This is a genomic window from Pseudoalteromonas sp. 3J6 (genome assembly GCF_903995135.1).
GTDB lineage: Bacteria > Pseudomonadota > Gammaproteobacteria > Enterobacterales > Alteromonadaceae > Pseudoalteromonas.
Window position 1 is genome coordinate 62183 of the sequence record NZ_LR877185.1, and the last position, 24400, is coordinate 86582.

The window sequence follows — 24400 nt, forward strand, 5'->3', positions numbered from 1 at the left end:
TTATTAGTGGGTTAGTACAATAGGTTTGTTTTATATGTGTTTTTACAAAGTATTAGTGTTTTTATATATTCTTTGTTTATAACGAACATTTTTAGCATCTATATATCTGGGTTAAATAAGCTATTTTAGGTGGTGTTAACCTTATTGGTGATATGTTACTTTTAGATTAATTGGTTTTACCAATTTACAACGTGTAGACAAAAGAATAGTTTTTGTTACTATTGGTGAATAGTTATTTAAATAAACCGATTTTTTATGTATTTGGTTTTAAACAGGGGAGAATTATGGATATAGGGGCTTTACTCACAACTGCAGGCAATTTAATGCTAACAGGCATGGTGGGTGTGTTTGTATTTCTTTCTTTATTGATTGGTGCAGTGACACTCATGTCTAAGCTGGCTAGCAAGTTTTCTCAGCCAGAACTAGAAGCATCACAGAGAACACCATCTTTTAAATCTCAAGGTGTGCCAAATGAGCACATCGCTGCAATTAGTGCTGCCATTGCTCAGTACAAAACAAATAATAATTAGAGGAGCATACCAATGGCTAAATTAAAAATAACAGAACTCGTACTTCGTGACGCACATCAGTCGCTCTTAGCTACCCGCATGCGATTAGACGACATGTTACCTATTGCAAAAAAAATTGATGACGCAGGTTATTGGTCTATAGAATCTTGGGGTGGAGCTACCTTTGATTCATGTATTCGTTATTTAGGTGAAGATCCATGGGAGCGTATTCGCGCGCTTAAAAAAGCGATGCCAAATACACCACAGCAAATGCTACTTCGTGGTCAGAACTTATTGGGATATCGCCATTATGCTGATGATGTGGTTGAGAAGTTTGTTGAGCGCGCCCACAAAAATGGCGTAGACGTATTTCGTATTTTTGATGCCATGAATGATGTACGTAACTTAGAAACTGCCATAAAAGCGGCGGTTAAAGTAGGGGCACATGCGCAAGGTACAATTTCTTACACAGTAAGCCCTGTACATACATTAGATATGTGGTTAACACTTGCTAAGCAGCTTGAAGAATTGGGTTGTCATTCAATTTGTATTAAAGATATGGCGGGATTGCTTAAGCCTTACGATGCAGAAGAACTCATTAAAGCGTTAAAAGAAACGGTTTCCATACCTATTGCAATGCAATGCCATGCAACAACGGGTTTAAGCACCGCTACTTATCAAAAAGCGATTGATGCCGGCATTGATATGCTCGACACAGCTGTATCGTCTATGAGCATGACTTATGGCCATTCAGCAACTGAAACAATTGCTGCAATCGTTGAAGGGACCGAGCGTGATACCGGGCTTGATTTAAACCACCTAGAAGAAATTGCCGCTTACTTTAGAGACGTGCGTAAAAAGTACGCTGCGTTTGAAGGCAGCTTAAAAGGTGTCGATGGCCGAATTTTATTAGCCCAAGTGCCAGGTGGTATGTTAACTAACATGGAAAACCAGCTTAAAGAGCAAGGTGCTGCTGATAAACTAAACGAAGTGCTACTTGAAATTCCACGAGTACGTGAAGATTTAGGCTTTATTCCACTCGTTACACCTACCTCACAAATTGTTGGTACTCAAGCGGTATTAAATGTACTCACTGGTGAGCGTTATAAAACCATTACCAAAGAAACTGCTGGCGTATTAAAAGGTGAATATGGTTCAACACCTGCACCAATGAATAAAGAGCTTCAAGAGCGCGTACTTGATGGCAGTGAAGCAATTACCTGTCGCCCTGCAGATATTATTAAACCTGAACTTGAAACTTTAGAAGCTGAGTTAAGCAAGCTTGCGCAGGAGCAAGGGCTAACTTTAGCCGATGAGCAAATTGATGATGTGCTTACCTATGCATTATTTCCACAGATTGGTTTGAAATTTATTAAAAACCGTAACAATCCTGATGCATTTGAGCCTGTTCCTAGCGCTGATGATAACGCCAATAAAGCACCTGAAAAATCAGCGGCAAACAATAAAAGCGTTAAGGCAGAGCAATACAGCGTTAAAGTAGACGGTAAAGTATACGATGTCGTGGTTGCTCAAGGTGGTGAGCTTAAAGAGGTGACGTTAAAAGACTCAGAGCATATTCCACAGTCAGCATCGGTTGCCTCGGGTGAAACTCTAAATGCACCATTGGCCGGTAATATTTTTAAAATTAAAGTAAAACCCGGTCAGGTAGTCAATGAAGGTGATGTGGTAATTATTATGGAAGCCATGAAAATGGAAACCGAAGTACGCGCCATGCATACCGGTACGATTGCTGAGGTGCTTGTTTCTGAGGGCGATTCAGTGTCAACCGGCGATGCAATGATTGCACTAGCTTAAGGAGTAAATAGAGGATGGATGGTATTTTAAACCTCTGGCATGCCACAGGCATTGCTAACTTTACATTTCCTGGGCTGATCATGATTGCCGTTGGTTGTTTGCTATTATTTTTAGCAATTGCCAAAAACTTTGAGCCGTTATTGCTACTGCCCATTGGTTTCGGAGCTATTTTAACTAATATTCCAGTAGCTGGTTTATCAGATCCAGGTGGCTTACTTTACTATGTTTATTATGTTGGTATTGATACCGGTATTTTTCCGCTATTAATATTTATGGGAGTGGGGGCCTTAACTGATTTTAGTGCCCTGATTGCCAACCCGCGTATGTTGCTATTAGGTGCGGCAGCGCAGTTTGGTATTTTTGCGACGTTATTTGGCGCTATTTTACTTAACTTTATTCCGGGATTTGAATTTAGCTTACAAGATGCTTCTGCAATTGCGATTATTGGTGGTGCAGATGGGCCAACCGCTATCTTTTTAGCGTCAAAGCTGGCCCCTGATTTACTGGGCGCTATAGCGGTGGCTGCGTACTCGTACATGGCGTTGGTTCCTATTATTCAGCCACCTATTATGCGTGCGTTTACAACGCCTGAAGAACGTAAAATTCAAATGCCAGAACTGCGTAAAGTATCTAAAAAGGAAAAAATTATTTTCCCACTGATGGTGCTTACCTTAACTGCTATATTCTTACCTGCGGCAATTCCGCTGGTTGGTATGTTCTGTTTAGGTAACTTAATGCGTGAGTCGGGTGTAGTTGATAGGCTCAGCAACAGTGCGCAAAACGAAATCATTAATATCACCACCATATTTCTAGGACTTGCAGTGGGCTCTAAGCTTGCTGCCGAGCAGTTCTTAACAGTAGAAACTATTGGTATTTTGGTACTGGGTGCACTGGCGTTTGCTATTGGTACAGCCTCAGGTGTATTTATGGCTAAAGGCTTAAATAAGATATCAAAAACCCCCATAAACCCATTAATTGGTGCTGCGGGTGTATCCGCTGTGCCTATGGCAGCACGTGTTGTTAATAAGGTTGGGCTTGAAAATAACCCGCATAACTTCTTATTAATGCATGCCATGGGGCCTAATGTTGCAGGGGTGCTTGGTAGTGCTGTTGCGGCAGGTATTTTACTCGCTCTTGTGGGTTAAATATAATTTAGACTCAACCTATTAGCGCAGTTTACTGCGCTTTTTTTTGCATAAAATTCACTGTTTTGACTTAAGCGGTTTCTTGTATAGGGTTTTTTGTTTAAAGTAATCACTCTTCATTTTTTAAAGGGCTGTCAAAATGTTACACACTCCGCTGGCAAAATATCTCCCGAATGTAAGCAAACTTGTTTTTGGCTGTATGGGTTTGGGAGGCGCATGGAATAAAGATGCGATTACCAGTGCGCATTTACAACAAACTCATTCATGCATAGATGCCGCCATTGAAGGCGGAATTAATTTTTTCGATCATGCTGATATTTATACCTTAGGCAAAGCCGAACATGTTTTTGGTCAAGCTCTGGCTGAGCGACCAGAACTTAGAGAGCAAATGTATATTCAGTCTAAGTGTGGTATTCGCTTTGCTGATGATCAAAACCCACAACGTTATGACTTTTCAGCTGATTGGATTGAGCGCTCGGTAGAAGGCTCATTAAAACGATTAAATACTGAATATTTAGATATACTTATGCTGCATCGCCCAGATCCTTTAATGGAAGTAGAGGAAGTTGCACAAGTATTTAGTTGTTTAAAAGAAAGTGGCAAAGTGCGTCATTTTGCGGTGTCTAATATGTCGCAATATCAAATACGGTTTTTGCAACGCGCTTTAGATATGCCGATTGTGGCCAATCAAATCGAAGCGAGTTTACAAAAACATCAATGGGTTGATGAAGGCGTTTATGTGGGTAATGCCGATGGCAAGGATATTAACTTTACCCCAGGCAATATTGAATATTGCCGTGAGCATGAAATTCAGATTCAAAGTTGGGGTAGTTTATGCCAAGGCTTATACTCTGGTGGTGATTTATCAAAGGCCTCGCCTGCAGATATTAATACCAGTATTTTAGTCAGTAAGCTTGCCATACTTTATGGTACAACAGCAGAAGCTATCGTATTAGCATGGCTGCTGCGCCACCCAGCATCAATTCAACCAATTATTGGCACTACTAACATAGAGCGAATAAAAGCATCCTGTGATGCGGTTAATGTTAACTTAAGTCGTGAGCATTGGTATGAGCTATATATCAGCGCGAAAGGCTGCGCTTTACCATAACCTAGTGTAGGGTGATGATATGAACATATTTGTTATTTTAATTAGCTTAGTCATTGCTTTGGTGATCATTATTCCGTTACTGGAAAAATACCAAAGTAAAATGGGGCTTGAGAGTGCTACTAAATATAGTAAATATATTTGGCCACTGGTGATGATCTCTTTGGTTGTGCAGCTTATTTATGTACTCGTAAATTAACTCTGAAATTTAGTACCGAGCTGCTTCGATATAGGGGGAATTCGTGAAATTGTCCGAGTCTCTATGCTGGTTGGTATAATCATTACATACAAAAAAGCCTTTGCCGGTTACCCTGCAAAGGCTTTTTTATTTAATCATTAAGCTTTTTATTTAAGTGCCAACTGAAGTTCTCGGTTACGCTCAAGTTGCGTAATAAAGTTATCAGCAATAGGCTTAAACTTAGCAAGCTCTGAGCGTGGTAATGGCTCAGATTTAGGTAGTTTTACAGTTTTAGGGTTACGGTGAACACCGTTAACCAAAAACTCATAATGTAAATGCGCCCCAGTTACTCGACCTGTTGAGCCTACAGTACCAATTTTCTCACCTTGTTTAATTTTTTGCCCTGTTCTAACTAGGCGTTTATTAAGGTGTAAGTACTTAGTAACATACTGTGTACCATGGCTTATAAATACGTAATTACCGTTATATTTACTGTAACCCGCTTTAATGACTTTACCATTACCTGATGATACAACAGGCGTGCCTGTACGCGCAGCGTAGTCAATACCTCGGTGTGCTTTTACTTGTCCTGTAACAGGGTGTAAACGGCGAGGATTAAAGCTTGAGCTAATATATTTAAAGTTAACAGGTGCACGTAAGAAGGCTTTTTTCATACTACGCCCTTCAGGCGTATAAAAATTACCGTCGGTGTGTCGAATTGCTGTGTAGCGTTCACCTTGGTTTATAAATTCTGCGGCAATAATTTTACCGGTGCCAATAAATTCACCGTCAACAAAATGAGATTCATATATTAAGCCAAATTCATCACCTTTACGGATGTCATTTGCAAAATCCACGTCCCAACCAAATATATCGGCAAAGTTCATGATTTGGCGTTCACTTAAACCTGCAGCGATCGCTGACGTCCAAAAACTGCTAGAAATTTCCCCACCGGCGGTTTTGCTCAGTGTTTCTATTTCTTTGCTGTCAATTGAAGTATCGTATTGGCCTTCGTCATTAAGGGTGACATATAAGGTATCTGTTTTAGATATAACGTAACGTAACTGAGCCAACGAACCATCTTTTGCAGTAGCAAAGCTTAGTGTTTCACCTGGATGAATTTTGGTAAGCTTGCGTGTTTCAGCATTTGTGTTAACCAGTTTATAAAGCGTTTGCGCAGAAAAACCAGCGCGCTTAAAAATGTTCGCTAAATTGTCACCATTTTTAACAAGGTGATCGACAAAATCATATTCTGGAAGCTTTTGTGCTGCTTGCTCTGAATTTAAGTCAGTGAGTTTTTCGTTTTCACCTACTTTTATTTGTAATTCGTAACGCTTACCAATCTCTAGCGTGTTCTCGCTATTGTCTTTGGATGCAGTGGCTTTTTCAGAAGGTAAAAAGGCTAAGGCAACAATAGCAGAAACCAAACCTAGAATAAGCATTTTGTGTTTTTTGGGGAGCGTGTTAACCACGTGGACCATAACGTGCCTTTTTCTGCTGTCAAGATAATAAATAGATTATATTGCAGGATATAACGAATAATCTATGAATACTAGTATTTTGTAGATTTAAACTCGCGTTAAATTAAGCTAAAATCATAGGGTATTCAGGCTGTTTGTGTGTAAAGTTGAATAACAGCACTATTTTATATTCTTGGATACTTTGCTTTTTCATCGTAATGTTAAATTAGCTTTTAAAACGATTTAATTGCGAGAAGTGATTAATTTACAAACTGTTTTTTGGTTTGTTATAAACACTTCTAGTGTATTATTAATCGCTCGTTTATATCCCTTTTTAGAACGTACGCCCTGCATTATAGTTGATGCTGCGATTAGTTAAAAAAGTTGTTCTAATTAAGTGGAAATTTGTTATGTTAGCTAAATAGTTTTATTTGCTTTGTTATAACGCGCTAGCAATAAATCGTGAGCATATTACAACCCTTCGTTGTCAGAATTTTTTGGAGTAACACACAGTGGATTTACAAACCGCTCTAGCAGAGATAAAACGCGGTGCAGAAGAGATATTAATTGAAGATGAGTTAGTTGAAAAATTAAAGTCGGGGAAAAAGCTAAAAATTAAAGCTGGTTTCGATCCTACGGCTCCAGATTTGCACCTAGGTCACACTGTACTAATTAACAAAATGAAAACCTTTCAAGATTTAGGTCATGAGGTTATTTTCTTAATTGGTGACTTCACCGGTATGATAGGCGATCCAACGGGCAAAAATGTTACCCGTAAGCCACTGACTCGTGATGATGTGCTTGCTAATGCTGAAACCTATAAAGAACAGGTTTTCAAAATTTTAGACCCAGCTAAAACAACCGTCGCTTTTAACTCTACCTGGATGGAGACATTGGGCGCGGCTGGAATGATAAAATTAGCAGCTCGCCAAACTGTGGCACGCATGCTTGAGCGTGATGACTTTAAAAAGCGCTATGCTGGCGGTCAATCTATCGCAATCCATGAGTTTTTATACCCACTAGTGCAGGGCTGGGATTCAGTCGCACTTGAGTCTGATGTTGAGCTAGGTGGAACTGATCAACGCTTTAACCTATTAATGGGTCGTGAGCTGCAAAAAGATGAAGGTCAAAAACCACAAACTGTACTAATGATGCCTTTACTTGAAGGGACTGATGGCGTTCAGAAAATGTCAAAGTCACTAGGAAACTACATAGGTATTACTGATACGCCTAGCGACATGTTTGGTAAAATCATGTCAATTAGTGATGTACTAATGTGGCGTTACTATGACTTGCTAAGTAGCCTTTCTATTGAGCAAATTGCAGCGCAAAAACAGCGTGTAGAGCAAGGCACTAACCCGCGCGATATTAAGATTGAATTAGCGAAAGAGTTAATTGCACGTTTTCACAGTGAAGCCGATGCGCAAGCTGCTCATGATGACTTTATTCAGCGCTTTCAGAAAAAAGCACTACCTGATGAAATTCCAGAGCTGACAGTTAATATTGATGAAGACACTATTTTAATTGCTAACTTACTAAAAGAAGCTGGCTTAGTGGCGAGTACTTCAGAGGCCATGCGTATGATCAAACAAGGCGCAGTAAAGCTTAATGGCGAAGAAAAAATTACCGATACCAAATTGGAAGTAGCAAAAGGAACAACCGCTATTTACCAAGTAGGTAAACGTAAGTTTGCAAATATTACTGTAGCCTAAAGCTTCAGAGATTATAAAAACCAGCTTCGGCTGGTTTTTTTATAACTGATCAAAAAGTTAGAACAGCCCTAATAATTTCAACGCTAATAATAATTAGTAGCCAAAAAAAACGGGCTTGATTTAGGGTATTGAGTAGCTTTGGCATATCATCGGCAATTGGCAAGCGTTCTACACCGACCCGCATTTTATTGAAACGCTGCTCAATATAAATAGCAGGCCCACCAAGTTGCACACCTAAAGATGCAGAGCACACACTTAATAACCAACCTGTATTTTTTTGATAAAAATGTCGGCCATAATGCTTAATATAATGCATGCTTTTTTTACTGGCTTTAAGTGAAGCTATTGTCAGCGCGAGTAACCGAATGGGAATGTATTCAATAATAAAAAGAATCAGTTTAAGCGGCGTCAAAAAAGAACTGTCGGGAGCTATATCAGTGCGCCACGCTTGTTGGATTAAGGTAAGCAAGCGGTAGGCGAGAGTAGCAATGGGGCCCAATAGTAAAAAAATGAAAATAACTACAAAATAATGACGTGCCGTTCTTAGTATGACACTTTCCATAACCGCTTTAATAATCCCTGGGTTTGAAAGTGCCTTAACTTCTCGGGCTACTAGTGGTTTTAATAATTCTCGAGCAGTTGATTTTTGATTTTTTTTGGTCAATTTCGCAATACGTATCGCTTTTTTATTTATGCTACTGCTTTCTAGGCACAAGTATAAAATAAGACCGGATAGTAGTTCAGGGTAAAAGGCAAACTCCAGCAGTAAAACCACAATAATCATAATCACAGTTAGAACAAGTGTGCTTGCTAGTAAAGCGGCTAAATAATGATATTGTTTGCTGTCTGCTTTTTTATAAACACGCTGGCCAATTGCGTTAAAAATGGCAGAAAGTATATGATTAGGGTGATACCAGCTAACTAAAGGTAAAAAGCGCTCAGCTAGGAGCGCACAAATAAATACAATAAAGTCCAAATGATTTTGAACAATATTATTGAGCATTTACAGCGTAACCGCTGTTAACTTTTCTAGTAATGCCACAACCATTTTTGATGAATTAATAGAGGCTGTTTCTAAGTACTCTTCAAATGATTGCGGTGACTCTTTGCCAGCAATATCAGACATTGAGCGAATAACAACAAATGGTGTGTTAAGTGCAAAACACGTTTGTGCAATTGACGCACCTTCCATTTCTACTGCTAGCATTGTAGGGAAGTCATTGCGTGTTTTTTCAATACGAACAGGGTCACACATAAATGAGTCACCAGTACAAATTAAACCAACAAGCGTTTTTACTTCGCTGATTTGTGCAATTGTTTGCTCAGCGGCTTCTACTAGCTTAGGGTGTGCTGTAAAGCCTGCAGGCATTTGTGGTACTTGGCCAATTTCGTAACCAAACGCTGTTACATCTACATCGTGATGACGAACTTCTGATGAAATCACTACATCGCCAACGTTAAGCGAAGGGTCGAAACCACCGGCAGAGCCTGTGTTAATAACACAATCAGGCTTAAAGTTATCGATAAGTAAAGTGGTTGCAATAGTTGAAGCAACTTTACCAATGCCTGATTGCACTAAAGTAACAGTATTACCAGCAAGCTCACCAGTATAAAACGTAAAGCCTGCTTTGGTTAAAACCTGTGGATTTTGCATCGCTTCGCGCAAAATTTTAACTTCTGGCTCCATGGCGCCAATAATACCAACATTCATAGTGTTAAATTCCTAAGTTTGAATAGCCTGATTATACGTGAAGTCTGCTATAAAAAACAAAAAAGCGAGTCATTTAAAATGCTCGCTTTAATAGATTGCTTTAACTCAGTAGTTATATTTCAGCAAGGGCGGTTGAATGTGCTTTTGCTTGAGAAGGCGATAATACCGCAGGCTTATGGACTCTAGTACGAGTCGGGCGTGCAGGTTGTGATTTAGCAGGCTTGCCTAATTTAAACATAATGGCATCGCGAACTTCACTTGGGCGGTAGCCTGACTTTACTTTCATACGAATATGTGGAATGCCAGCGGCTTCTAATGCACCGTTAACAAACCAATCACGCTGTGCTTTGTGACCATCTTTGTTGGCATTATTAACTAAGTCAACCGCAGCCACTATGGTCATTTTTTCTTTGTCGACTAACACAAAGTCGAGCTGTTTGTTTTTTGCTTTAGCTAATGCCGCACGTTTAGATTTGACAGATAGACCTTGTTTACAGTCAATCACATCTATTAGTTTAACGCGACTAACAATTTTATATTGGTCGCCAACAGCGCGTTCTAATAAATTCAGAAACGCCCCTTCTACTTGGGTAAATACACTTTGCTTACGAGTAAAAGGATAAGGGTTTCCGCCGTCATCACTAAATTTTGACGCAACTACAGATGCCCCAACAACTAGCACTAATATTAATAATAAAGCGAATTCCATACGGTAACTCCATAACAACAAATTGACACTGCTTTTCTAAAGCAATTTATGTGCCCAAATAGTTGTTATGGTTATTTTAGATACCGTTGGTGTTTATAGTGCTGTGTATCCGCCCTCTATACCTTTTACTGCAATCGCAACGGCATCATGCGCATGCAGAGATTCATAGTGGTTAATTTGTAAAAAATAGTCGCTAAACTGTTTTGCTTCTAAAGTAGTTTTAATTTTTCGTGCTGCGTCTTCACAAAACATCAAGTTTTGACCATTTAAACGAGCAAACTCTTGTTCGTCTTCACGTTTTACCGCGGCTTGTACTGGTGTTTTAAGCTCATCTTCTAGTAAGTTTATTAAGTTAACTACATCAAACGCTTGAATGTTTTGATCTAGCTTTACTTTAACATTAGCAATAGAACGCTGTGAATGCGGGGTTGCTACAATGCCTTGAGTTGTTCCAAGCCACTCTAAAACCTCTGATTGAGTTAGTGTTTCTTGAGCAAACTTTTCGCTAAACGCATTTTGGATAAGTTGACGAGCAAGGGCTGCAGAGCAGGGGCAGGTTGATGAGTAAGTAACATCAACACTTAGCTCAAAACTAATAACACCTTGGTTTATAGTACTGGTAAGTACAACTGGGTAGCTTTTCCAGCCGGCTTTGCCACTAAGTAATGATTTACGGCGCAGCGGTAATTCAAATTTAAATTCGATTTGTGCTTTATCGCTTAAGCCTTTATGGCTGGTGATAAAGGTATCTAATGCTTGTGCTAAGGTGTGCGGGTTGACCTGTTGCTCCGTTGAGAGGTGATCAAGTGCTAAAAACAGACGCGACATGTGGATGCCTTTGGCATCTTCTTGGTGTAAATTAACAAAAGCGCGAGCTTTTGCATTAACAGTAACTGGAGCTAAATCAAGAGATTCAAAAATAAAAGGCAGCTCTATATCGCCCATTCCTACCCAGTCTAATTTACCTGTTTGTAATGCTGCAGCTGTGTTAGCAATATCTGGCATAGTCGTTTGCATGATACGTTACTCGTTATTTGCAATATTTAAAACATCACATTTTACACTAAATAAAGAATTGCTGAAATGCAGCAAATAACAGCAAACATGAAATTTTACTGTTTTTATCGCACAACATGAAAATAGCTGATAGAAAATGCTAAAATTAGCTTTTAATCATACTTACTTATAAAAACTAAGCATTTAGCCAAGAGAAACACTGATATATGACAGATTCTTCTTTGAACCCGTGGGTTCGAGTACTTTCCAGTTCAATAACTCGTTTTGGTGAGTTTAAAACTGCAGCTATTTGCTATGCATTATTACTGACGGTATCGATGGTTTTATCGAGTATGTTTTACTATGTTGCTATTGGAGAAGTGAACTTAGTTGATATATTAGCTATAGTATTTTTTACCTCAGTTGTTTCTCCTTTGGTGATTAGCGTACTGCTAAACTCTATTCGGCAACTTGATGCCTCTTATGCCTATTTAGATAGTGCCACAAAACAAGAAAAGCTTTTAAATCAAACTCTCAAAGACAATATTAATCGTTTAAACATTGAAATTGACGAACGTAAAATGGCCTTCCATGCCAAGCATAGGGCAATAGAAGAGCTCAGACGTGAAATTGCAGAACGCAAAAAAACGCAACAAGAGCTCGCACAACAAGGTATGTTACTGCGCTCTATTGTAGACTCCTCACCAGATTTATTTTATTACCGTGATAACAATGGGGTGTTTGCCGGTTGTAATAAAATGTTTGAAGAGGTGATGGGCAAAACCAGTGGCGAATTAATTGGCAAAGCCGCAGAAGAGATATTTCCAAGCCACTTTTTATCTGAAGTATTAAGAACCGATGAGCAGGTTGAACGTACTCATCAAGGTTTAACTATCGATGTAGAATATTCTGTAAATGGTGAAATAAGATGGTTTGAACTGAGAAAGCTTCCCTTCATAAATGAGCAGGGCGATTACATTGGTTTACTAGCCTTTGGCCGTGACATTACCAGCCGTAAAGAAGCCGCGCAGGCACTGGAAACTGCTTATAAGGATAAAGGGAAATTTATTGCCACCTTGAGCCATGAATTACGCACTCCGCTCAATGGTATCGTTGGCTTAACTCGGATGCTATTGGATACTGAACTTAATAAACAGCAGCGTAGTTGGTGTAATACGGTGTTTTCAAGTGCAGAGACATTAGGTAATATATTTAACGATATTATAGATTTAGATAAGATAGATCGTGAGCAATTAGATATTGCTGCCAACGAAATTAATGTTTCTGACTTTATTAATGACGTGGTTAACTTTGCAGGCCTCATTGCGGAGCAAAAAGAGCTTTCTTTTGAAGTAAAACGCTCTGGAACACTCGATATATATGCTCTACTTGACCCCACTCGTTTACGCCAAGTGGTATGGAACTTAATTAATAATGCGGTTAAATTTACCCAGCACGGTAGTGTCACCTTAGATTGCGGTAGAGAAAACCGTGAAGATGGCCCATGGCTTATTATAAAAATACTTGATACCGGTGAAGGGATCCCACAAGAACAACTTACACGCATTTTTGATATGTACTACAAAGCACCTGATCTTAAAGGGACCAATGCGATTGGTTCAGGTATTGGCTTAGCCGTAACAAAAGCGTTAGTAAGTGCTATGAAAGGCATTATAACTGTTAATAGTACCCCAGGAGAGGGCAGTTGCTTTACCGTTCAAATTCCGCTGAATTTATGTAGTGCACCTACCGAGCATAGTTATGTGGGACGTAGCTTATATATTTTATTAGTGGAAGATGTACCACTTAATGCTGAAATCGCAACTAACCTATTAGAACAGCGTGGGCATGAAGTGTTGTGGGCTGAAACGGGTGAAGATGCTTTATCGTTTGTAGAGACCGAAGATGACCTAGATTTAGTGTTGCTTGATATGCAGTTGCCTGATATTAATGGTGATGAAGTAGCAAGGCAAATACGCGCACAAAGCCATTTTGATCAGCTACCTATTGTGGCACTTACCGCCAATGTTCGCAGTGCTGAAGAAGAGCTTGAGGGAATTTCTATTCAAGGAGCGTTAGCTAAACCAATAAACACCAGTAAGTTAGATAATATGCTCGCTGAACTCTTTGGTATTAAACAAGCGCAAACCGAGGCTCCTCAACGAGTAGTTAATCAAGAGTTGTTAAAACAAATAAATACTGACTTGTTAGATGTTGAAACCATTGAAGACTTTGTAAACTCGATGGGCGTTGAAGTATTTAAACGCAGTAGTCAGTTGTTTAAAAAGCTAAATCCGCAATACCAACATGAGCTATTAGAATCATTAAAAACAGCAGACAGAGAAGAATATAAATCCGTTGCGCATAAGTTAAAAGGTGCCGCTGGTTCGGTAGGTCTGAATGATGTGCAGTTGCATGCAAAGCAAATGGAGCATGGTGCGCTGGAACAAAGTGATGAAGTATTAACAGTTTGGCTTGATGAATTAGCAGACAAAATAAATGAAGGACAACAGGCCCTTCATTTATTTTTACAACAATTAGAATAAAAAACTAATTAGCTGTCGATTTTACCAATGAAGCGGTAACCTTCACCATGAATGGTGCTGATCAACTCAGACGTTGAATTGTCGCTTTCAAAGTGCTTACGAATACGTCGAATAGTAACATCAACTGTACGGTCGTTAGCGCGAAGTTCACGGCCAGTCATGTGTTTAATTAGTTGCTCACGGCTAAATATACGACCTGGTGAGTCAAGCATTAAACGCAGTGCTCTGTATTCGCCTTTCGGTAGACGTTTTGCATCTCCATTTGGAGAAGTAAGGCAACGACTGTTTTCGTCAAGTTCCCAACCGTTGAAGGTTATCACGCCATTGGTTTCAATAGCTGATTCTTCACCACCTAGTGCGGTACGCGTAATTAAGTTACGTGCACGAATAGTTAATTCACGTGGGTTGAAAGGCTTAGTAATATAGTCATCAGCACCAATTTCAAGACCTAAAATACGGTCTACATCGTTGTCACGGCCTGTTAAGAAAATAAGACCAACTTTGCGTTTTTGGCGTAATTCGCGAGCTAGAATAAGCCCGTTTTTACCTGGCAGGTTGATGTCCATAACTACAAGATTGACGTCATCGTTATTTGTAAGCTTATCATGCATATCATCGCCATCAATGGCTTCAATAACTTTGTAACCTTCAGCTTCAAATAAACTAACGAGGTTCAGTCTAGTTACGTCTTCATCCTCTACGATCAGAATGACTGGCGTTTGCATCTTTAATTAACCTTTTTGGAGTGTGTTTTATTTATAAAATCGGCATGATTATCAGAGCCGACTACTAGAATTATAGGATTATATCTAAATGTTAACAAGTAAAAACAAATTAGATATAAACAGCTGCGTGCCCAAACCTACTATGACGTATTATTAAAAACCGCGGCTTAATTGATACTTAACGTTGAATGTATAATTTGAATTGTAGAGTCGAAGCCATTTCCCTTTAATAATTGATACATCCATCAACCACCTAAAGATACTTAAAATAATCAGACTAATTCAAAACGGAATTATATCACTTTCCAACTTTTCATCAATGTATGTGATATGTAAAACACAATTAAGTTCCTCAATTGTGTGAAATACAGCATTAATGATACAACTGTTTAGTTGGTTATGTCTTAGTATGGTCATAAAGTTGTAATTCAAGTGGGTAAAAGCGTTCTTTCGCTTTTAGAGTGTAATAATAAATCGGGCGCCTTGCTGATACTCGGTATCTAACACAATTTCTCCGGCTAATGCTTGAGTCACTAAATTGTAAACCAAATGCATTCCTAAACCACTCGCCCCTTGGCCGCGCTTTGACGTTACAAATGGGTCAAATATTTTTGCTCGTATACTATTTTCAACACCTAGCCCGTTGTCGGTGTAGGTAATTTGTGTTTTTGTTTTCGTTACCACAATATCAATCTGTACTTCATTGTCATCGCCAGCTTCAAAGCCGTGCAGCAGGGAATTTAAAATAAGCTGATGGAATACTTGCTGTAGTGGTCCTTTTTTACTTTCAACGGTTAAATCTGCTGGACAATTTATAAGAACTTTTGGGTTTTTAAGTTTTAGCTCTTGCCCCATAGACAGTAGCGTGTCGTTAATTAAGTGTTGTAAATTAACAGTGCTGGTTATTTCATCATCTTTGAGCACCGCAACTTTTTTAAAGTTAGAAATAAGTTCTGCAACGCGGTTTAAGCTGCTATAGATTAGGTCTAAGTTTTCAATACCATCATTAGTAAATTGCTCAAATTGACTCGCGGTTAATGATTTATTATGAAAATTAACCTGTAGCTCTGCGAGTTTATCTCGCAATAAAGTGGAGCCTGTAATACCAAGTCCTATCGGTGTATTTACCTCATGAGCAACCCCTGCCACCATTTGCCCTAATGAAGCCATTTTTTTGTTTTCGACAATTTGAGTTTGGTATTGGTGCATCTTTTCTAGAGTAGATAACAGCTCTTTATTGGCCTCTCTGAGCGCAATAGTGCGTTGACTCACTTTCTCTTCAAGGTTTGAGTTTAGCTGCTTAATTTCTTGTTTATCTTCTTCATGGCGCTCTATTTGCCTTTGTGTGCGTGCAAGCATTACATTTAAGCTATTAGAAAGCCGAGTTATTTCAGTGAGGTTCGTTAAAGGCGCACGCGCATAGTAATTATGTTTTTTAGCTATGTTTTGCAACAACAAGCTTAAGTTTTCAATCGGGCTGGCAATCCTTTTTTGTAGCCTTAAAATAATCAAAGAAATAAAAATAAGTATTAAAGCCATAATAACGATATCAATTATAATCTTTTTAGTTATTAGCTGATTTAAGTTATCTAAGCTGCCTCTAATATAGACATAGCCAAGCAGCTGTTCATTATTGAGTATTGGGGTAATGTACTCAATGTACTCATCGCTAACTTGTGGTTCAGCAAAGTCATCAATGTTGTCCGTTTTAATAGGGACAGGTGGTGATTTTCGGGCATTAAAGCTGGTAAAAAACACTGGTTTATTGGTTTGCTCATCTAAGGCATATATATGTAAATTTGTAACGGATGATACTTGTTGAAGCAGCTTTAAGCGCCTTTCTTCTGCAGGCCTATTTTTATTTAGTAATGAGGGCATCGCGTCAAATGCAATGATCTCAGATACCAACACAAGTTTACTAATGAGCTGTTTTTTTTGCTCTTGTGCGCTTAAGTAGGTAGAAATTGAAAGCGATAATAACAAACAGATAGCTGTTATAAGCATGATGGTTTTAAACAATATGCTACGAATGCTATTTTGCTTTACGGTTTTGGGCATTGCGAGAAGGTCATCCGTGTCAATTGTGAGTCTAATGATAATAGTTTAGCAAAAACAGAAAAAAGTGAATTAAAAAGATTAGCTTATTTACACTTTTTATTTTTAGCTAATCTACTTATAAAACATAAATATGTGGCTAATATAGCCCATATTTATGTTTTGACAGGATATTAATAACTTATTTCAGCTACTGTATACGGCAAATTTATTGTTTTTAAATACTGTGTGGTAGCTGTCAAATTGGGTTTCTAAAATAGGTGGGTATTTCAAAAAGCTATTAGCTACTATAGTCAGTTTGCCTGCCTTAGTTAAATGTTGCTTGGCATGGGTTAAAAAAGATTCCGCAACGCTGTAGTCAGTTGCAATCCCAGTATGGAAGGGCGGGTTGCTAATAATTAAATCAAACTTGCCAGTAATATTATTTAAACCATCACTGAGTATGGCTTCACCGTTTACATTATTTAACTTAAGCGTTTGTGTTGTTGCATAGGCAGCAAGTGCACTTACGTCACTACAGGTAAATGTCAGAGCTGGAGTTTTTAGGCCTAAAAAAGTAGCAATAAGCCCTGCGCCACAACCAAAGTCAAGGACTTTTCCGTGTTTTAAGTTAGGAGCATTTTCTAGTAGCATTTTCGTTCCAGCATCTAGCGCACCATGATTAAACACGCCAGGAATACTGACCGCTGTAAACTCAATATCACTTACACTTACCGTAAACTCTTTATGGTAAGTACTAATATCAAACGCGCTATTGAGAGTTAGTTCTGAAAATGAATATAAAACACAATGTTTTGCTGAGTCTATTTTATTACTAAACTCGGCCTTACCGGCGAGTTGCTTTTCAATTGACTTAACACCGCTCTTGTTTTCGCCAACAACGAGTAGCTCTGCATCTTTGCTTATCACAGCACGTATGTTGTCTAACGCCATTAATAGCTCAGGTTTAGATTTAGGGTAATAAAGTATTACCAAATCATAATCGCCCGAATTAATTGTGTGGCTGATGGTTACGTCAATACCCGATATGTTTTTTGCAAATTCACCATTAGCGTGATTATAACTAAAAGCGGTTATTTTACTTTGTGGGTTGAGAGTTTTTAGCTCATTTAAAAAGCCATCTTGAACAAAGTTGACCACCAATATTGATTTACCTTTTAACTCTTCACTGTTACGAAGTAATAGTAGGCTCGGATTGGTTAATACGCTCATAAATGGCTTTACCTTACTTGATTATTTAATTAACGGTTACTTAGTACGTTCGAACATTAAATCCCATACGCCATGACCTAAACGGTGACCACGCTGTTCAAATTTAGTCAATGGACGTAAATCAGGGCGGGGGACATAGTCGTTAGTCTCAGATTGGTTTTTGTAACCTGGAGCTGCTTGCATCACTTCTAACATATGCTCTGCGTAGTTTTCCCAATCAGTTGCCATGTGAAATACACCACCGATTTTTAATTTAGAGCGAAGTTTTTCAGCAAACTCAGTTTGTACAATGCGACGCTTGTGGTGACGCTTTTTGTGCCATGGATCAGGGAAAAATAATTGTAAGGTTGATAAGCTTTCATCGCTTATACAATCAGCAAGAACTTCTACTGCATCGTGTTCAAACACACGCAGATTAGTAACGCCAGCTTCGTCAGCATCCATTAAACATGCGCCAACGCCTGGGCGATGAACTTCTATGCCAATAAAGTTAAGATGTGGTGCATTTTTTGCCATTTCAACCAATGACTTGCCCATACCAAAACCAATTTCTAGGACTACATCATTGTCATTGCCAAAAACTTCGCTTAAATCAAGTAGGCCGTTTTTATGCTCAAGCCCCATTGTTGGCCAGCATTTTTCGATTGCAGCAGCTTGGCCTTTGGTTAATCGACCTTCGCGTTTTACAAAACTGCGAATAGTGCGGATATACTTACCTTCTTGCTTAGCTTGCTCAAGGTTGTTGTTACTTGATTCACTCATATTATTGGCCTGACAAAACAATGTGTTTAAAAATGGTTGCGTATTATCCCTGACCAGCGCTAGGTTGACAAGCATTAGGGCGTTATAGCTTGATCTTTTCAGTCACTACAATAGACTGAGCCGCCATTGAGCATTAGTAAAAAAGTAAATATGTTGGATTTAAAAAAACAGCAGTCAGCTTGGTTTTCCAACCAAGTAGTTGACTGGTATCACCTTCATGGGCGCAAAACGTTACCATGGCAATTAGCTAAAACGCCTTATAAAGTGTGGGTATCTGAGGTGATGTTACAGCAAACTCAGGTTGTCACTGTTATTCCTTATTTTGAAAAGTTTATGCAAAGCTTTCCCGATATTATTGCTTTAGCAAATGCTGATGAAGATCAGGTTTTGCATCATTGGACAGGTTTAGGTTATTACGCTCGTGCACGCAATTTACATAAAACCGCTAAAATAGTTCGAGATAAATACCAAGGTCAGTTTCCTAGCACGCTTGAAGAAGTAATGGATTTACCCGGAATAGGGCGCTCTACTGCTGGTGCTGTTTTATCATTATCTTTGGGGCAGCATCACCCTATTCTTGATGGCAATGTTAAAAGAGTGCTTGCTCGTTTTTTCATGGTTGAAGGTTGGTATGGGGTTAAAAAAGTAGAAAATCAGCTTTGGCATTTAAGTGAACAACTCACTCCTAAAAATAATGTTACAGAGTTTAATCAAGCTATGATGGATTTAGGTGCAAGCTTATGTTCGCGCAGTCGCTTTGATTGTGAGGTATGCCCATTAAATAGCCGTTGTGGTGCGTTTAACGCTGGTAAAGTTAAGGAGTTTCCTCACTCTAAGCCTAGAAAAGTAGTGCCTAAAAAAAGCTGCCACCAGTTAATTATCAAGCATAACGACAAAGTGCTCATGGAAAAGCGCCCGAACAGTGGTATTTGGGGCGGATTATTTGGATTTTTTGAATTTAATGAGTACAGCGAGCTCGAAACTTTTTTAGCGCAACAAGGGCTTAAAAGTGACCTTAATGAAGTAACGCCTTTTACTCATGTATTTTCACATTTTGAGCTGACGATTAACCCGCATGTACTTAATATTGAGAAAGCCCCGGATGTTGTTAATGACAAGCAGCTGGTGTGGTATCCACTCGATCAATCAATAGAAGTAGGGTTAGCGGCACCGACTAAAAAGTTGGTTAAACAAATTACGGCAATAGTATAGAATAGCGTTATATTTAGCATTAAGGGGAACAATCATGGCACGTACAGTATTTTGTCAAAAGTTACAAAAAGAGGCCGAAGGCCTTGGTTTTCAGTTATACCCTGGTGAACTTGGTGAGAAAATTTTTAATAATATTTCTAAAGAAGCCTGGGGGCAATGGCAGCATAAACAAACTATGCTGATCAACGAAAAGCATTTAAACATGATGGATCCAGAGCATCGTACTTTTTTAGAAGAGCAAATGGTTGGCTTTTTGTTTGAAGGTAAAGAAGTTGAGATTGAAGGTTATAAGCCAGTAGAAAAATAAATTAACTGTGCTTAGGATAATTAATAAAAAAGGGCTATGAGCCCTTTTTTATATTGTGTATACCGATGAATATTTTAGTTAAATCAAGTCATCTTGCTGATCGCTGTTTCTAATTTGTTCTTTTAAAAACTGTGCTGCTCTTGAATATTCAATTTCAAGCTCATCTCTCATCTTAATTAATTCATCAGCTTTTATTTCATCACTTTTACACTTATCTTCAAATGACTGCGCTAAATCAGCAACAATGTTAGCTCCTACTGTCTTCGATATAGATTTTAATTGGTGGCAAGCGGATAAAATTTCAGCTTTGTTACTTTGCAACACCGCGAAGTTAATCGCTTTAATTTGTTCTTGGCTCTGCTCTAAATACATTTTAAAAAAGCGGATTATTTTAGCGTCATCGCCATTTATATACTTATTCGCTGACTCCATATCAATAGGCATGATTGGTTTTTCGGTCGAATTCACCTGTTGTGGTTGTTTGCTATATAAGTCATTCCATTGCTTTAATGTGTCCTCAAGTGCATTTAACTCAATAGGTTTAGTAATAAAGTCGTTAATACCTACAGCTAAACATCGCTCTCTCTCTCCTTTTAGAGCATTGGCAGTAACAGCAATAATATAAGGTTGTGCGTCAATCGATTCGAGCAATGACGCTTCTTCTCTAATTTTTTCAACCATATCGTAGCCAGACATTTTTGGCATATGTAAATCGGTTAAAATGAGCGAGTAGCTATTTTTACGCCACATATCTAGGCCTTCTTCACCGTTATTAGCCACCTCTACACTGTACCCTAGTATATGTAATTGTTCGGTGAGTACCTCTTGATTTAATAGGTTATCTTCTACCAATAATACTAGCCTATTTGCAGCGAGTGCCTCTTCTGAACTTAGGTAGTGATTCATCGTTCTGGCTTTTTTAACTTGCTTAGGTTTATGCAAACCTGCAGCCACCAAAATTGAAAGCATGAAGTTAGATTTACATAATGGAGAAGCATTAATATAAAAAATACTTTTATGATTAATTACTGCTTCATCTAATTTACTTAATACCACCATTTGCTGGTTATTATCTTCTAGTGAGTAAAGTAAACTTCTTAGTAAGGTACTAATGCTATTCATGTCTTCAATGCCATCAACAACCCAAATAATATCCTTGGCATCTTGGTGAGCTTCTACATCTTGTTGTTCATGAGCATAGGTTATTTTAGCCCCCATAAATGACAAGTAACGATAAATTACTTTACCGCGCTCTGCGTCGCTGCTGACAATAATGACATGTTTACCATTAAGTGTATTTTTATGGGCAAATTCAGTTTTACCTGCAGTTGAAAAAGGCAGTTCAACGGTAAATTCACTTCCAATCCCTTCATGGCTTGTTACATGTATAGTACCAAGCATTAGCTCGGTTAAGCTTTTACAAATTGAAAGACCAAGCCCTGTTCCACCGAACTCTCGCGTAATTGAGCTTTCTGCTTGAGTGAACGGGTTGAAAATTTTTCTTAACTGAGATTGGCTCATTCCTTTACCGTTATCACTTACACAAAAACGCAATGTAAAGTGATCGGCGGTGTTATTTGCTACCTCTACTGATATTCTTACTTTCCCCTTCGTTGTACCATTGGTGCTAGTAAATTTAATGGCATTACTACATAAGTTATATAGCACTTGGCGAACCCTGCCTGAGTCGCCCATAAGGTTATTAGGAATATCGGGTGCAATTGATAAATCGAGTTCTAAATGACGGTTTTTAGCAACCGACGATAATACCTTGGCTACTTCTTCTAGTGTATCTGCAATAGAAAACGGAACAGGATCTATGTTGAGCTTTCCAGCCTCAATTTTAGAAAAATCTAAAATATCATCTAAAATACTCAGTAGCGAAAATGCGGATTCACGAATAATAGTACTAAGGCGTTGCTGAGCACCATCAAGCTCTGTTTGGCGAAGTAAATCAATGGTGCCAATAACACCATTCATTGGTGTTCTTATTTCATGACTCATGGTGGCTAAAAAGGTGGTTTTAGTTTCACTCGCCTTTAACGCTTTTTGAGTTTGTTTTTCTAATTCAAATGTTCTGCTTTGTACTTCTGTTTCCAGACTGGTTTGTAGCCTTTTTAATTCTTTTTGTGCAGCTTGGTCGTCAGCTAGAACCATACTTACTTTTTTCAGCAATAAATTAATTTGTTGAGCAACGGTTTCTAACCCTCCATCAAGTTGCTCATCAAGCGTGCTTTGATAATTATCATTTTGTGTAATAGCCTTGAGTTCTTGAGTGAGAGAATCGGTATTTTTATGTAGTCGTTTTTTAATGTACTTATTAAACGCTATAGCGAATGCAAACAATGCGATCAGAGCAACAATAGCGGCAAGATATGCACTCATTGATAAATTTTGTGTCGATGATGAAATTAAAGGTTGTTTCTGCTCAATGATAAGCTCAGCAATTACTTGTCCCTCTGATGAGATTAAATGATGCAGAGTATTTTGCTCTTTAATGTATTTGCTAACAGCTAAAGGTGCAATCACTATACTATTATTGCTATAAACTAACTCGGCTTTATTATTTGCATTAAAACGATGCAGAGTATATTTAAAGTCATTATTGAGTAAGCTTGCAATATCAAGAAGTAATTTGGCTTTGTTTTGCCCGTATGTTGTTAGTGCTTCAACAATGGGCTGCTCAAGGCGTTCAGCAAGTTTTGTGAGTGCAATAGTAGAGGATTGGGGAAGTTCATTGTTCTCAGCATTGCTTTGTGAGTAAAGCGAATAGGCGACTATAAATAATGTGGAAATTATAAGGTTACTAACTAAAAATATAGGTAGTAGGCCCTTTATTGCTGAAGAGAACTTACTCTGCATGAGTTTTCCTATCGTGGTTTTATTAAAACGGTAAGCCTGTACCGAAAGCTATTGACTAATCGTAACACCTAAAAAAAATAATTCACTACGTTTTTTAAACTCTTTTGTTGAATAAATGCACGGTATGAACGAGATTTGTTGTTAGTTGTTTGAAAACCGTTCAAACAGTTGCAAAGGATAAAAAAAAAGTTGACTTGTAAGGGTAAAACTCGTTTAATACGCCGCACGCCCAGATAGCTCAGTCAGTAAAGCTATGTGGGAGTCGAATTATTAATCCGTTGTGATTACTAATAAGCACTGTTAAGTGCCTCGATAGCTCAGTTGGTAGAGCAGAGGATTGAAAATCCTCGTGTCCCTGGTTCGATTCCGGGTCGAGGCACCATTTATTAAAGTAATGGTGTTTAGATATTTATTTAAACATTTTTACGCGTGCCTTAGCACACAGTTTTGTGTGCCGACTTAGCTCAGCTGGTAGAGCAACTGACTTGTAATCAGTAGGTCAACCGTTCGACTCGGTTAGTCGGCACCATTTTATAAAAGTGAAATGCTTAGAGCAGTTCACTAGCACTGTTTAAGTGCCTCGATAGCTCAGTTGGTAGAGCAGAGGATTGAAAATCCTCGTGTCCCTGGTTCGATTCCGGGTCGAGGCACCATTTACAAAAAAGTTATCAATCTTTAAAATTGATAAAGTGCCTTAGCACACAGTTTTGTGTGCCGACTTAGCTCAGCTGGTAGAGCAACTGACTTGTAATCAGTAGGTCAACCGTTCGACTCGGTTAGTCGGCACCATTTATTTTAGTTAAGTGTTTTGATAACATTTAATTAGCACTGTTTAAGTGCCTCGATAGCTCAGTTGGTAGAGCAGAGGATTGAAAATCCTCGTGTCCCTGGTTCGATTCCGGGTCGAGGCACCATTTATATAAAGCCTTGCTCATGCAAGGCTTTTTGTTTTAGTGTGCCGACTTAGCTCAGCTGGTAGAGCAACTGACTTGTAATCAGTAGGTCAACCGTTCGACTCGGTTAGTCGGCACCATTTACAATGTAACTAGAAAAAGAAACTGTAATCAGTAGTCTGTTCAAGTTACCCGTCGACTCGGTTAGTCGGCACCATTTACAATGTAACTAGAAAAAGAAACTGTAATCAGTAGTCTGTTCAAGTTACCCGTCGACTCGGTTAGTCGCAAGAATGTATACAAAGCCTCGCATATGCGAGGCTTTTTTGTTTCTGTCCTAAGTTCGGCGCAGCATTAAACCGCGTTCCATATGCAAAATATATTTATAATTTTATTCCGCTTTAGTTGGTGTAATGCCAATAGCAAACTCTGCCGTATTTTCTATATCAACTTTTTAAGAGTTAAAATTAATTCTCTGATTAA

General features: G+C 38.6%; 19 protein-coding genes and 6 tRNA genes. 15 read left to right on the forward strand and 10 right to left on the reverse strand.

Annotated elements, in window-relative coordinates; genetic code table 11:
• The first annotated feature begins 284 nt into the window (after window positions 1-284).
• The 5 genes from P3J6_RS00265 (at window position 285) to P3J6_RS00285 (ending at window position 4776) form a co-directional block, all read left to right on the forward strand.
• Window positions 285-530 (forward strand): OadG family protein, encoded by a 246-nt coding sequence (locus P3J6_RS00265; protein ID WP_010390814.1) that lies wholly within the window; start codon window positions 285-287, stop codon window positions 528-530.
• 12 nt (window positions 531-542) lie between these two features.
• Window positions 543-2324 (forward strand): sodium-extruding oxaloacetate decarboxylase subunit alpha, encoded by a 1782-nt coding sequence (gene oadA, locus P3J6_RS00270; RefSeq protein WP_010390815.1) that lies wholly within the window; start codon window positions 543-545, stop codon window positions 2322-2324.
• A gap of 14 nt (window positions 2325-2338) precedes the next feature.
• Window positions 2339-3469 (forward strand): sodium ion-translocating decarboxylase subunit beta, encoded by a 1131-nt coding sequence (locus tag P3J6_RS00275; protein ID WP_008115142.1) that lies wholly within the window; start codon window positions 2339-2341, stop codon window positions 3467-3469.
• A gap of 139 nt (window positions 3470-3608) precedes the next feature.
• Window positions 3609-4580, forward strand: coding sequence for an aldo/keto reductase (locus P3J6_RS00280; protein WP_178955087.1), 972 nt, complete (start codon window positions 3609-3611; stop codon window positions 4578-4580).
• Window positions 4581-4599: 19 nt separating this feature from the next.
• The gene (locus P3J6_RS00285; RefSeq protein ID WP_010390817.1) at window positions 4600-4776 is read left to right on the forward strand and encodes a hypothetical protein; all 177 of its coding nucleotides are present in this window, start codon (window positions 4600-4602) and stop codon (window positions 4774-4776) included.
• Window positions 4777-4922: 146 nt separating this feature from the next.
• On the opposite strand, the gene P3J6_RS00290 is transcribed toward P3J6_RS00285, so the two are convergent.
• A complete protein-coding gene (locus tag P3J6_RS00290; protein ID WP_198521959.1) occupies window positions 4923-6236 on the reverse strand; it encodes a peptidoglycan DD-metalloendopeptidase family protein in 1314 nt (437 codons plus the stop codon).
• A 491-nt stretch (window positions 6237-6727) separates the two neighbouring features.
• On the opposite strand from P3J6_RS00290, the gene tyrS reads away from it, so the two are divergent.
• Window positions 6728-7927: a tyrosine--tRNA ligase gene (gene tyrS / locus P3J6_RS00295; protein ID WP_178955091.1), complete on the forward strand. Its 1200-nt coding sequence runs from the start codon at window positions 6728-6730 to the stop codon at window positions 7925-7927.
• Between the two features lie 49 nt (window positions 7928-7976).
• Here tyrS and P3J6_RS00300 read toward each other — a convergent pair whose 3' ends face one another.
• The 4 genes from P3J6_RS00300 to folE2 all read right to left on the reverse strand — a co-directional run bounded on the left by P3J6_RS00300 (window position 7977) and on the right by folE2 (window position 11364).
• Window positions 7977-8930: a cobalamin biosynthesis protein CobD/CbiB gene (locus P3J6_RS00300; protein ID WP_178955093.1), complete on the reverse strand. Its 954-nt coding sequence runs from the start codon at window positions 8928-8930 to the stop codon at window positions 7977-7979.
• Entirely contained in the window at window positions 8931-9638 is a 708-nt protein-coding gene (gene mtnN, locus P3J6_RS00305) for a 5'-methylthioadenosine/S-adenosylhomocysteine nucleosidase (RefSeq protein ID WP_138604939.1), read from the reverse strand.
• Between the two features lie 112 nt (window positions 9639-9750).
• Entirely contained in the window at window positions 9751-10347 is a 597-nt protein-coding gene (locus P3J6_RS00310; protein ID WP_138604940.1) for a DUF2726 domain-containing protein, read from the reverse strand.
• A gap of 93 nt (window positions 10348-10440) precedes the next feature.
• Window positions 10441-11364: a GTP cyclohydrolase FolE2 gene (folE2, locus tag P3J6_RS00315; RefSeq protein ID WP_138604941.1), complete on the reverse strand. Its 924-nt coding sequence runs from the start codon at window positions 11362-11364 to the stop codon at window positions 10441-10443.
• A 206-nt stretch (window positions 11365-11570) separates the two neighbouring features.
• Here folE2 and arcB point away from each other — a divergent pair, with 206 nt between their 5' ends.
• Entirely contained in the window at window positions 11571-13889 is a 2319-nt protein-coding gene (arcB, locus tag P3J6_RS00320; protein ID WP_138604942.1) for an aerobic respiration two-component sensor histidine kinase ArcB, read from the forward strand.
• Window positions 13890-13897: 8 nt separating this feature from the next.
• Here arcB and arcA read toward each other — a convergent pair whose 3' ends face one another.
• The 4 genes from arcA to trmB all read right to left on the reverse strand — a co-directional run bounded on the left by arcA (window position 13898) and on the right by trmB (window position 18643).
• Window positions 13898-14614: a two-component system response regulator ArcA gene (gene arcA, locus P3J6_RS00325; RefSeq protein ID WP_008110444.1), complete on the reverse strand. Its 717-nt coding sequence runs from the start codon at window positions 14612-14614 to the stop codon at window positions 13898-13900.
• A gap of 456 nt (window positions 14615-15070) precedes the next feature.
• Window positions 15071-16672, reverse strand: a complete 1602-nt coding sequence (locus tag P3J6_RS00330; protein ID WP_178955099.1) for an ATP-binding protein — start codon at window positions 16670-16672, stop codon at window positions 15071-15073.
• Window positions 16673-16855: 183 nt separating this feature from the next.
• Entirely contained in the window at window positions 16856-17881 is a 1026-nt protein-coding gene (locus P3J6_RS00335; RefSeq protein ID WP_198521960.1) for a methyltransferase, read from the reverse strand.
• Between the two features lie 36 nt (window positions 17882-17917).
• Window positions 17918-18643, reverse strand: coding sequence for a tRNA (guanosine(46)-N7)-methyltransferase TrmB (gene trmB / locus P3J6_RS00340; protein WP_198521961.1), 726 nt, complete (start codon window positions 18641-18643; stop codon window positions 17918-17920).
• Window positions 18644-18793: 150 nt separating this feature from the next.
• Between trmB and mutY the strand changes: the two genes are divergently transcribed.
• Both mutY and P3J6_RS00350 read left to right on the forward strand, forming a co-directional pair.
• Window positions 18794-19855, forward strand: a complete 1062-nt coding sequence (gene mutY / locus P3J6_RS00345; RefSeq protein WP_198521962.1) for an A/G-specific adenine glycosylase — start codon at window positions 18794-18796, stop codon at window positions 19853-19855.
• 34 nt (window positions 19856-19889) lie between these two features.
• On the forward strand, window positions 19890-20162 hold the full coding sequence (locus tag P3J6_RS00350) for an oxidative damage protection protein (RefSeq protein WP_008110439.1): 273 nt from the start codon (window positions 19890-19892) through the stop codon (window positions 20160-20162).
• Window positions 20163-20240: 78 nt separating this feature from the next.
• On the opposite strand, the gene P3J6_RS00355 is transcribed toward P3J6_RS00350, so the two are convergent.
• Window positions 20241-23024 carry a hybrid sensor histidine kinase/response regulator gene (locus tag P3J6_RS00355; protein WP_198521963.1) on the reverse strand — a complete coding sequence of 928 codons (2784 nt, stop codon included), beginning with the start codon at window positions 23022-23024 and terminating at the stop codon, window positions 20241-20243.
• Window positions 23025-23330: 306 nt separating this feature from the next.
• Here P3J6_RS00355 and P3J6_RS00360 point away from each other — a divergent pair.
• The 6 genes from P3J6_RS00360 to P3J6_RS00385 all read left to right on the forward strand — a co-directional run bounded on the left by P3J6_RS00360 (window position 23331) and on the right by P3J6_RS00385 (window position 24057).
• Window positions 23331-23406: transfer RNA gene (locus P3J6_RS00360), tRNA-Phe, on the forward strand.
• 71 nt (window positions 23407-23477) lie between these two features.
• Window positions 23478-23553, forward strand: a tRNA-Thr gene (locus P3J6_RS00365).
• Window positions 23554-23601: 48 nt separating this feature from the next.
• Window positions 23602-23677, forward strand: a tRNA-Phe gene (locus tag P3J6_RS00370).
• 60 nt (window positions 23678-23737) lie between these two features.
• Window positions 23738-23813: transfer RNA gene (locus P3J6_RS00375), tRNA-Thr, on the forward strand.
• A 49-nt stretch (window positions 23814-23862) separates the two neighbouring features.
• Window positions 23863-23938: transfer RNA gene (locus P3J6_RS00380), tRNA-Phe, on the forward strand.
• A 43-nt stretch (window positions 23939-23981) separates the two neighbouring features.
• Window positions 23982-24057, forward strand: a tRNA-Thr gene (locus P3J6_RS00385).
• The last annotated feature ends 343 nt before the right edge of the window (window positions 24058-24400 follow it).